Genomic DNA, 9,945 nt, shown 5'->3' on the forward strand with positions numbered 1-9,945 from the left:
CTCTGATGATGCATCTTGCCCAACTCTGGGCAGTGGGCAGCGTCGCGCTGATGGTAATTCAGAACGAAATCGTAAAATTTGAACTTCCCGCTGGTCACCGCTTCTACTTTCCAGAAAAGGAAAGTGCCGAAAGGATAACCTTGCATAAGGCTGTCGAATAGACGCTCGATCTGCTCCGGTTTCCAGACAAACTCGCGTTGGATTGCGGGCAACACGTAGCTCTTTGTCTGTATGCGGCCGAGTACCTCGGCAATTGTGCCTCCTGGTTTATACAATGGTGTTTCCCCCCAAACCCTATTTTGGCGATCACCCTAACGGGTTGAACCCATCCGGCCAATATGGACCCTGAAGATTGTGCGAAGCAGGAATGAATTTCGCTACCCGGCCGGAATGTCCGGGCCTGTAATGAGTGGCCGATCCACGCACTGAGCCCGCCGCGACAGACTGGTGGGCAGTCAAGTGAACTCCCATATTATGCCGTACAGAAATGGACTGGATCGTACATGTCGCTTCGGATGATAAAGGACGTGCTCCGCCCCCGCGATATCTCCACCCACTGTACACTCTGTGGACGATCGACAAGCCAACAGCCCCATACTCAGGAACATATCTTCCCGCTCTGGCTCCAACAGAAGCATGGGCTGCTGAACGCGAGGGTCACCATCCCCAACTTTACCGACAAGCAGTACCGATCTGTCAAAATCGGGATTTGCGGACGCTGTAACAATAAGACATTCGGCGTGCTGGAAACCCGTCTCGCGCCGGCCTTCACAGCCGCCGATCCGTTCGACACTGTGAGCAGGCAGGATGCCGATACCTTGGCTGTTTGGCTTGGGAAGATTCATTGGCTGATGGCGCGCAAGAGTCATTCAGCAGTCGATCACAGAACCCGTCACGACAAGACGCCCGAGCGCATTCTGCCCGGAATAGTTCTCGACGGCATGCTCTATGCTGCGATGTTTATGCGTTGCTTCGCCACCAACAAGGGCATGTTTTCCTGTCACCTTGGTGACCCGCCTGTCCCCGAATTCTTCTACGAGGCGCCGTATTCGCTGTATCGCTTTCGGATCGACGAGCGCGACGGCCGATTCGAGACGTTCGACTTCCTGAACAACGCCGTCGTCGGGGGAGTGGCACTACGCAGCGGGAGCGTCGGTCTTATCTGCTTGTTCGACGGTGGTCTTCACCGACGATATTTGAGCGAACGGTATCGATATCTGCATGGCCAAGCTCTTCATCCCAAGCAGTTCGTCGAACTCTCCGCCCATCTTTTCTACGATCAGACGGTGCTGCACGAGGATGCACAGAAGGTCACGTACTACTGGAACGAGCACCTGCGCGCCGTCGTGGCTCAGACAAATACACCGCGGACATGGAACCCGTATTTGCAGGAGTATCACGACCCGGAACGGCACGCTCATATGCTGGGTTTTTACACGCAACAGGATCCCAAAGACATCCTGTCAGAGGACGGGAGGCTCTTTACATCGCTCAAGCGCCTCGACGGGACATTCCTGCCCTTCGCCGTTACTGAGGAGGAGCTTGCGATCGCCCGCGGGGATCCAACTCTCCAAGTTCGGCCGCCGGCCGATCCGGCAATCCGTCGGCGGCTCTTTGAAGGTTGAGAAAGCAGTGGTCGGCCACTGTCCGCCATCGCTATCTGAACAGAATTCCTTCAGTAGATGGTCTTGTTCCTGGCAGCTTGTGAAGCTCCGCCTCAGCAGACCGCCCCTCTCGTAGCTCATGGAAAATCCTTTCAAACGAACTGAAAAGCGCATCCTTGCCGTTATCTTCGTATTGGGCCGGCTGGCTTGATCGGGGTGCGAGACGTCAATAGCTTTTGCACCAAGCGCGAAGCGCATGCCATTCGCTAGGATCGCCCAGCGATACATTCAGGCCAGCGCAGTGCTTCGCACTCGGCAGAGACTAGGCAGGTTGATCGTTTCAATGGCTATATCCGCACGACGAGGGTTGGATCGAACTTTGCGTTTTCGTCCTCATATCCGCGTGGATTGCAGATGATGCGCGTGCTCCCGATCCGATATTCGCAGCTATCATGGGTATGTCCATGCACCCATAGAGCTGGATGTCCGTCTTCGATCACGTTGGATAGGTCGCTCGCAAAGGCGGCATTCAGCAAATCACTCTTGAAGCGCGGAGGGATGGACCATGGGTGCGGCAGGTGATGGGTGACCACGACGGTCTTGACCGGATCAGCCTTCAGCGCGGTATCGATGTACTGGCGCGAGTCCTGATGCATCCGTAACGCCGTCTCCGGCAGGAATCTTTGCCAGGGATCCCTCTGTTTCGCGATCAGCCTGTGGTCGTTCATGCGTTCGCGCGCGTAGGCCATGGCGAGTTCCGGATGCCCTTCGACCCGATAATCTGTCCATAGCGTCGCGCCGACGAACCGAACGCCATCGATAACGACGGAATCGTTCTCGAGGAAATACACCCTCGGGAACTGGGCGGCAGCATTGCGACCGTCTTCCAGTCCCTCCTTGATCGAGCCTTTATAGAATTCGTGGTTTCCGGCAACGTAGACGCACGGCATCGCCGGAGCGATATGCTTTGCGAGCCAAAAAACGCCGTTGGCGGGCGCGCGGCAAAGGTCTCCGGCGACGATGCAGACATCGGCGTCCGGGATCGCCAGGGCATGGTGCAAATCAGCGACTTCAAGGTGCAGGTCAGAAAGCAACCATACTTTCATAGGATCGAAACCTTGATTTCATTCACGTGGGCGCGCCGAGGCTCAACGGATCCGGGCATCATGAACGCGCGATGTTTCTTTCGACCGCTGCGCGATCAGTTTGGCGATGCGACGATCCGCTCCCTGACTTGATCCAGCACGGCGTCGAGTTCGGGTCCCTCAAGCGTTTTCCGTGCCAGCAAGATTTCGCCAAGGAAATCGATCGCGATCTCCTGGTTGACGACCATTTTTCGGGCGACGGCATAGGCGCTCTCCAGCCGGGCGTTCACCCGCATCGCGAGTTCGTGGTCGGTCGCGAGAAGCGATGTCCGGTCCTCGACCTTGCGGTGAAGCAAAGGCCATTTCTTCGAAAACCCCATCACGGTCTCCATGTCGAACGCCAATGCGGTCGCAGCCGCAAGATCGCAGGACTCAGAGCCGGATCCGGCGGCGACCGACCCCACGATCACTTCCTCCGCTGCTCGGCCGGCGAGTGAGGCGATGAGAACGCCGGTTAGCACCGCTTCGGTCTGCTCCCCCGGCATAGCTCCGGTGACATATCCGCCTTCCGGAGCCTCGATCGTTATCTTCACGATGGTTCCAAGATCCAGATGGAGGCGCGCCACCGCATGAGCGGATTCATGAACCGACATGCGGAACTGGAGCTGCAGCGATCGCAGAAGCATCGCGTCCTGGAGAAGACTGTCCGCGCTGCCAACAGCGTCTGCAGCCCTTTCAGCAGAAATGCCGGAGTCACCCGCAGCCTCGACAGCTATGGTCTTCTTGCTACGATGCTGTTGCGAGAGACGTGGTATGCGACGCTTTTTCATCTTCCAATCCTTTCGATCGTTGCCGTGCCCGATGGAACTGGCTGGCTCCGACGAGCTTCCCGACGACGGTTCATGAATGGTCCGCTCCCTGGTGGCTGTTCGCCTGCCGCGGGAGGTCGAGTAGACCAGCCGCCTCAAGCCAGTCCGCCAACTCGGTACAAGCAGGGTCTGCGTCCATAACGTGGCAGGTCAGAAGCTTGAGGATCACGGTCGGGATCGGCGTCCCGGTCGCGACGGCTGCGCGGACATAATGTCTTGTCACCTCGACGGCGATCGCTGGATCCTCCATGTGCGAGGTTCTGCAGTCACAGGAAGTGATGGGGCCGGCTCTGATGAGAGCGAGGCAGCTTTCAGTATGGCCGAGCAGCCCGAGCAGCGCTTCGCTGGCCATGTACCTGCCGAACGCCAGTGGCCGCTGCGGTGCAGGCGCCGAGGGATTCGCCATGGGAATCCCGCGCTCCATCAAGTTGTGCTTTGATCTGCTCCCGGGCGGATGATCGACAAGCGATGATCCTTCCACATCGTTGCGGGGTCGGTGCAGAAAGCCAATTGCTTCGCGATCTTTCATATTGCCTCCTATGTCAGCCCTATCGCTCCCGATCGTTTTGCCGGCGCCAGCTCATTGCCGGCCCCAATGGCGTTCACGCGCCTCGACAAGCTTCTCGACGAGCCGCTCAAGTTTCCTGATCGACCCGCCCGGCCAGTTGCTGGCCAGCGCAGCGAGCTCGAATCCTTCGATCGGTGCCGCCCAGCGAGGGTCATGCCCCGCCTCGAGGTAGAGCCTTTCGAGAATGCGAGGGGCGAGGAACGGCAACTGGTCGGGGCCCGGCTCCGGAAATCGCAGGATCCGACATCTATCCCGCATCACCGCGGGGACACTTCCCACCTCATTCGCCGTCATCAGCCAGGCCTCGGCCGGAATCCCCTTTACGACTTCGGCGGTGTCGAGCGCGGCTTCGACACTTTTGACGCCGTCCTCAGATTGCTCGGTGGCGAGGTCGTCGAGACAATTGGCAAGAGCCAAAAGTTCGACGCGACCACGTTTCTTCATCCGCCGTGACAGGCGGCTTGCGTATTCCCGGATATCGTCTTCGAGACGATCGCCAAAGAAATTCATGCCGCGTAGCAATTCTTCCTCGCTCGGAAGATGCAACCCGGCTTTCGCAGCCTTCAGGCGGCGGTCGAAATGACGGTCGAAAATGCCGACGACCCTCATGAATCGAGGCCGGCCTGTTCGGCAGGACGTCCGAGTCGATACCACCGGCTGAGCGTCCGCGCCCAAGTCCGGTCTTCGGACAGCAGCCACAAATCGGATGTGCCGATGAGCCGGCCCTCGCCGAAGAGCAGTGGATGGCCGGTCGAGAGCCCCGCAAGGCAGGGAACGGCCCGTTGGGCAAGGATCCACCGATCAAGGATGGGCGCTTCCTCATCCGCCATAGCCTCCGGCGGCACGCCGCGGCGGACGCGCTCCATGTCGTCGGCCAATGCGAGAAGACGGGCCGTCTGAAAGGTGAACATCTCATCGGTCAGCGTTTCGCGGCCAAATAGCAGCATTGGGGCCTCCTTGCTCCGATCCAGGATCCCGCGTGGATTCGAATCCTTTGATTCGCGGGAATCAACGGCCCGATAGATACGGCGCCGGAAAGATGGCGTCCATAGCGCCAATTATTGGCGCTGGTGGCGTCTATTTGTGGCGCCGGGATTCCTGTGGTCGAATGCGCGCTCACGACCAACTGTGTGCGTTTCGAAAAATGATCGTTCCAAACGAAATCCTGCGAGCCGCCCGGGTCGCCTTGGGTATCAATCAATCCATGCTCGCCGAGCTGTCGGGAGTGGGAAAGCGGACCATTTTGCGGATTGAAAGGAACGAGCGCGTCGCGGTTAGGACGCTGCAGCGCGTCCAGGCGGCGCTGGAAGCGCGGGGCGTCGAATTCATCCCAAGCGGGGACGGCAAAGGACCTGGACTGCGGATTCCCTTGTCGCTCCTGTCGCGCGACGATCTTCGGTTCTGATTGCCCAGTTAGTTTCGAGCCTTTCCGAGTATCCTTCGGATCGCATGACGCGGCAGTCTCTGCCCAACTGCCCGGATGTGTACTGAGGAACGTGAATTTCATAACAAGCTTGAGTTCTGTTCGGACAATTGGCTCGCCTTCGCGTGATTGACCGGCTGTCGCCCTCCGATGGATCGGCCTGAAACCAATCCGTCGAGCGCCTAACCCAAAGTAGGCGGCTGCTAGGTTGCGCGCGCCGCACTGGTTTGGCAGTGAAATCCCGCCTTCGATATCCCGCTTGCTTGCCCTGGCACATAGATACCTCCGGCTGAGTACGGTGCGCCAAGTTCGGCGTAGATGTCAGTCGCAGCTCCGTCTCCACATCCTTCGAAAAAGTAGGCGCTTCGTTCATTCCCATGTCACGCATCCGCCAGCGGCGTGCGACTGGCCCGATTCAGGTGCGACCCGAAATATCCCCGCGCCGTATTTGAGAGCAACAGTGTTGAGTTCATTGCGTTGGAAGAGCACAGGAGGACCTGCGATCTCCTTTCGAAAAAACGCTCCGCGACAGCACTGGCTCAAGGCCCGTCATCAAGCAACGCCTCCCTCGGGGGCTCGGGCAGCCAAATGGTCGATCAATCGCCTTAGCGAAATCGAATCAACTTCCCTGCTCGATCACCGTACAGCACCTTATGTGAGAACAGCTCTCACAATGCCATCACAATTCTCCTCAGGTAATAAATCTGACGCCTATGTTGACAGCCTCGCCGGCTGCCCCGCCATCATACCAACATGGAGTCCGTTGATGACATCGCTCGGCAGTTCCGCGCCGCAAGAGCACTGCTGGATATCCGCCAGGACAACGTGGCGGAACTGGCCAAAGTGAGCCGTCAAATGGTCGCTCGAATTGAAAGCGCCGACAAAAGCGTCCCCCACGATGCAATCGAAAAAATCTGGAAAGCATTTGAGCAGAAAGGGGTGATATTCTTAGAAGCGACCGATACTTACGGTCCTCCGGTCACTTTGAAACGGACCAAGCCCAAATCCAGTCCCTGATCGTCCCCCAGGAGTCAGATGGACACGTAGGCAGCGCGGAGGCCAACATTTGCCGTTGGGATGGTCGCAGCCGGCCCAACTTCCATGAACGCATAGCCTGAAGTAGACAACCTGCAGTAAATCGGTCACGTACACCCGGCATCGAGCGCCTCGTTGAGATCGCGCACCCCAGTGTGGAGGTCGCTTGCAGGTCCGACGTGCCGTTCGGTCAACTCGGGCCGCAGCGGTCCGGTCGCTGACCCTTCGGATCTGATTCCGGGAATCAATGCCAGCCGTGCAGATCAGACTTCGTCCTCCGCACTCGCCGAGATATTCGTCCGCCGCCGGGCGGGACCCCGGCTGGCGAGTTTGCGCTCGATATGGTTCTTCTGCCACGCCTGAGCCCGTAGTTGTGCCATGGGAAAAGTCGCTGATTTCCAAGGGTCCCGGCGAAACCGCGGCGGGACGAGTTGGCCCATGGACGTGGATTCCTGGCGAGGCTTTGCCAAGCTACGAAGTATCAGCCTGAGTGCCGGGCGAATTGCCCCAGGGGCCAATATCAGTCACCGGATCCTTGCGACTGCTTCGGAGAGCGATGCGAGCTTTCGGTCGAGAAGGCCAAGACGGCATTCTCCAATCCTTTGTGCACACACTCGAAAGAATAAGCATTACCTTTTGTCAACAATGACACGGCATTGCAATGAATCCTTTGCCATGAGAAACCGATCCACAAATATGAGAAGCCTTCCTATTCACGCCAATTGTTGACATTTTCTTCTAGAACTTATCGTCCATACTGCCCAACAGGGAAACCCCATCAGGGAACCCACCGTTACAATCGTTTTGTTGTTGACTTAAGCTTTGCGATATGCTCCCTACATCGCCCACGTGAATTTGCGGCATTAAACGTAGGAGGAAGCAATGGCCGATACCGACAAACCCGACCAGCCGTGGCTGATGACCGTGCCTGAAGCGGCCAGATATCTGCGGTTAGCGGAGTCGACACTCAATAAAATGCGTTGCAAGGAGGGAGGACCGCCATTCGCCACGGTTGGCGAACGTCTAATCAGATATCCTGAACCCGAAGCGAAACGGTGGCTTTACGCGCGCTTGCGCCATTCCACCAGACAGAAGCTCCCCCGCTGATCGCCAGATATTCCAATTTTTTGGCGGTAGCTCTTAGCTCCGCGCCGCCCTCGGCGACGCGGGCCGGGGCCAAGGGTTACGTCGTGATCACGTTCGCGTGAATTTCTGCCGAGTTCAGCGTGCCGACACGGTGCCGACACAGTCGCGATGTGCTTGACAAGAAGTTCGATGTCGGCGAACTGATACTCCATAAACAATTGAAATTATTGGCGATCCCGACAGGATTCGAACCTGTGACCATCGGCTTAGAAGGCCGGTGCTCTATCCAGCTGAGCTACGGGACCGCTGGCCGGCCCTTGGGCCGGCTGGATATTCTGGCGCCGGGCGCCGTTCAATGCGTCCAGGGCGTCCTGCGGTCATAGCGGAAATTCTCCGCATAGGAAATCTGGCGGCGCTTGGTCTCTTTCGGCTCTTCGACGCGGAAAGCGAGCCCTTGCTTTTCGGCGTAGGCGACCGCCTCTTCGCGCGTGTCGAAGCTAAGCCTGATCTGGCTTCTCATGTCTGCCGACGTCGTATAGCCCATCAGCGGGTCGATCTTCTTGCGCGACTCGGGATCGAATTCCAGCACCCAGTAACCGGTCTTGGCCTTGCCGGACTGCATCGCGGTTTTGGCTGGGCTGAAAATGCGCGCGGACATGGTCACCTCGTTCTTGTGCAAGGCAGCATCGCCACCCTTCGCCCGTCATTACTGCGCAATGCGCACGGCGGCAAGGTTTTTGCTCTCGCAGGTTTTTGCACTTGCCATGCACCACCGAAATGAATAGGCAACAGACCGTTCGGAGTGTAGCGCAGCCTGGTAGCGCATCTGGTTTGGGACCAGAGGGTCGGGAGTTCGAATCTCTCCACTCCGACCATCCCTTCACAGCCCAATGCCCGGCGCAGCCATACGGTTCACTTGCTGCGGCACCGGCCGTGTGTCCGGCAGCCGCGGGCGGTTCGGCAAACAGGGGGGGGGGTCAGATGCTTGGAATCGATGCCTGGGTGTCGCTTTTCGGACCGGCCTACTTTGCCTATGCCGGCATAACGGTTCCGGTCATGGTGACGTGGGCAATTGCCTGCGCCGCACTGGCGATGTGGAACAACCGTGAAAGCCGCAGACAGGCGAGGCAGGCCCCGGGCGCCGTGGTCTCCCGCTCCTGGCGTGTCAGTATCGGGATGTTTGTGCTGGTCGCCGCCGGCTATATCGCCGCTCACTCTGCCGTCTATCTCGCGGTCCGTCATTTCGCCAGAATGTGGCTCTGAGACCGGCCTCTCAGGCTAGATCTCGAACTCGCCCTGCCCTTCATCCATGGCACTGACGGTTTCGGCTGCCAGCGCCCTGGTGATCGGCGTCTTGCGTTCGAGCGCGGTCCGGTCGAGCCGCTCCACCACGCGCATCGCTGTCGCCAGCGAGCGCTCGATGCGGCGGACCAGATACTGCACGACATGCGGTTCGACCTCGATCTGACGGTCGGCGAAGAGTTTTGTGATGACGCCTGCCAGCAGGAGATCGTCGGGCTCATGAATTTCGACTGTCGCAGCCGCCTTCAGCCGCGAGGCAAGATCAGGCAGGCCAACACCCCAGGCCGAGGGAAAGCGGCGCGCCGTCAGAAGCAGTTGCGAGCCGGCACCACGCACCGCATTGATCAGATGGAACAGGCCTTGTTCGTCAACCGTCCCGGTATCGACATCGTCGATCAGCGCCGGCCGCGCGCCGAGATTGGCGATGCTGTCGCCGATGCGCCTGGCGTCGACCGCCGCCGCATTGGCACGGGCGCGCCAGATCGAGGCCAGATGCGTCTTGCCAGAACCCGCGGGACCGGCCAGCACCACCACCGGCGATGGCCAGTCCGGCCAGCGGTCGACCAGCGCAACCGCCTGGTTGTTGGTGCCGGAGACGACGAGTTCGTCACGCGAATAGCCGGTGCCATGGCCGAGGTCGAGCGGCAACTGGCGCGGCGGGTCGGTTGGCTGGGCAGTCACTTCAGCGACGCGGTTGCGTGCGGTGGCCGCCGCCGCGATCGGCCGGAAGCTGCGGCACAGGTGCCGCGCCGCGGCCCTTGTAGAGCGGCGATTCGAGATAGCGGGCTATTGCGAACCGCACCAGCACGGCGACGGCGGCCGAAGCCGGCACCGCGATCAACAAGCCGACGAAGCCGAACAGCGCGCCGAAGGCAAACAGCGAAAACATCAGCCATACCGGGTGCAGGCCGACGCTCTTGCCGACCAGCCGCGGCTGCAGGATGTTGCCCTCGATGAACTGGCCGATGAAGAA

14 protein-coding genes and 2 tRNA genes are annotated in these 9,945 nt (G+C 59.3%); 6 read left to right on the forward strand and 10 right to left on the reverse strand.

The features are described from left to right. Positions 1-275 (reverse strand): DUF262 domain-containing protein (locus EN914_RS11710; RefSeq protein ID WP_164778717.1); only part of this gene is annotated, 275 nt, incomplete at its 3' end. A 228-nt stretch (positions 276-503) separates the two neighbouring features. Between EN914_RS11710 and EN914_RS11715 the strand changes: the two genes are divergently transcribed. Continuing rightward, positions 504-1,625: a hypothetical protein gene (locus tag EN914_RS11715; protein ID WP_024505055.1), complete on the forward strand. Its 1,122-nt coding sequence runs from the start codon at positions 504-506 to the stop codon at positions 1,623-1,625. Positions 1,626-1,951: 326 nt separating this feature from the next. Here the strand turns inward: EN914_RS11715 and EN914_RS11720 are convergent, their stop codons facing one another. From EN914_RS11720 to EN914_RS11740, 5 genes are all read right to left on the reverse strand, one after another. Then, a complete protein-coding gene (locus tag EN914_RS11720; RefSeq protein WP_245467683.1) occupies positions 1,952-2,698 on the reverse strand; it encodes a metallophosphoesterase in 747 nt (248 codons plus the stop codon). A gap of 107 nt (positions 2,699-2,805) precedes the next feature. Further along, positions 2,806-3,519: a hypothetical protein gene (locus EN914_RS11725; RefSeq protein WP_081714408.1), complete on the reverse strand. Its 714-nt coding sequence runs from the start codon at positions 3,517-3,519 to the stop codon at positions 2,806-2,808. Between the two features lie 70 nt (positions 3,520-3,589). After that, on the reverse strand, positions 3,590-4,087 hold the full coding sequence (locus EN914_RS11730; protein WP_127218994.1) for a hypothetical protein: 498 nt from the start codon (positions 4,085-4,087) through the stop codon (positions 3,590-3,592). A 51-nt stretch (positions 4,088-4,138) separates the two neighbouring features. Then, on the reverse strand, positions 4,139-4,636 hold the full coding sequence (locus EN914_RS11735) for a hypothetical protein (RefSeq protein WP_127223473.1): 498 nt from the start codon (positions 4,634-4,636) through the stop codon (positions 4,139-4,141). A gap of 95 nt (positions 4,637-4,731) precedes the next feature. Then, positions 4,732-5,073, reverse strand: a complete 342-nt coding sequence (locus EN914_RS11740) for a DUF6634 family protein (RefSeq protein WP_024505060.1) — start codon at positions 5,071-5,073, stop codon at positions 4,732-4,734. Between the two features lie 32 nt (positions 5,074-5,105). Between EN914_RS11740 and EN914_RS39180 the strand changes: the two genes are divergently transcribed. From EN914_RS39180 to EN914_RS11755, 3 genes are all read left to right on the forward strand, one after another. Next, positions 5,106-5,531 (forward strand): helix-turn-helix domain-containing protein, encoded by a 426-nt coding sequence (locus EN914_RS39180; RefSeq protein WP_245265395.1) that lies wholly within the window; start codon positions 5,106-5,108, stop codon positions 5,529-5,531. A 771-nt stretch (positions 5,532-6,302) separates the two neighbouring features. Beyond that, positions 6,303-6,566, forward strand: coding sequence for a helix-turn-helix transcriptional regulator (locus EN914_RS11750; protein ID WP_024505062.1), 264 nt, complete (start codon positions 6,303-6,305; stop codon positions 6,564-6,566). A gap of 900 nt (positions 6,567-7,466) precedes the next feature. Further along, entirely contained in the window at positions 7,467-7,691 is a 225-nt protein-coding gene (locus tag EN914_RS11755) for an AlpA family transcriptional regulator (protein ID WP_127218996.1), read from the forward strand. 207 nt (positions 7,692-7,898) lie between these two features. On the opposite strand, the gene EN914_RS11760 is transcribed toward EN914_RS11755, so the two are convergent. After that, positions 7,899-7,975, reverse strand: a tRNA-Arg gene (locus EN914_RS11760). A 47-nt stretch (positions 7,976-8,022) separates the two neighbouring features. Beyond that, on the reverse strand, positions 8,023-8,328 hold the full coding sequence (locus EN914_RS11765; protein ID WP_013532440.1) for an ETC complex I subunit: 306 nt from the start codon (positions 8,326-8,328) through the stop codon (positions 8,023-8,025). A gap of 140 nt (positions 8,329-8,468) precedes the next feature. On the opposite strand from EN914_RS11765, the gene EN914_RS11770 reads away from it, so the two are divergent. Beyond that, a tRNA-Pro gene (locus EN914_RS11770) sits at positions 8,469-8,545 on the forward strand. Between the two features lie 106 nt (positions 8,546-8,651). Then, positions 8,652-8,933 carry a hypothetical protein gene (locus EN914_RS11775; RefSeq protein ID WP_013532441.1) on the forward strand — a complete coding sequence of 94 codons (282 nt, stop codon included), beginning with the start codon at positions 8,652-8,654 and terminating at the stop codon, positions 8,931-8,933. Between the two features lie 15 nt (positions 8,934-8,948). Here the strand turns inward: EN914_RS11775 and hdaA are convergent, their stop codons facing one another. Both hdaA and EN914_RS11785 read right to left on the reverse strand, forming a co-directional pair. Then, a complete protein-coding gene (gene hdaA / locus EN914_RS11780; RefSeq protein WP_013532442.1) occupies positions 8,949-9,653 on the reverse strand; it encodes a DnaA regulatory inactivator HdaA in 705 nt (234 codons plus the stop codon). A gap of 1 nt (position 9,654) precedes the next feature. Beyond that, positions 9,655-9,945 (reverse strand): AI-2E family transporter (locus tag EN914_RS11785; protein WP_127389090.1); only part of this gene is annotated, 291 nt, incomplete at its 5' end.

Origin of the sequence: Mesorhizobium sp. M7A.F.Ca.CA.001.08.2.1, assembly GCF_003998455.1 — a bacterium.
Classification (GTDB): domain Bacteria; phylum Pseudomonadota; class Alphaproteobacteria; order Rhizobiales; family Rhizobiaceae; genus Mesorhizobium; species Mesorhizobium ciceri.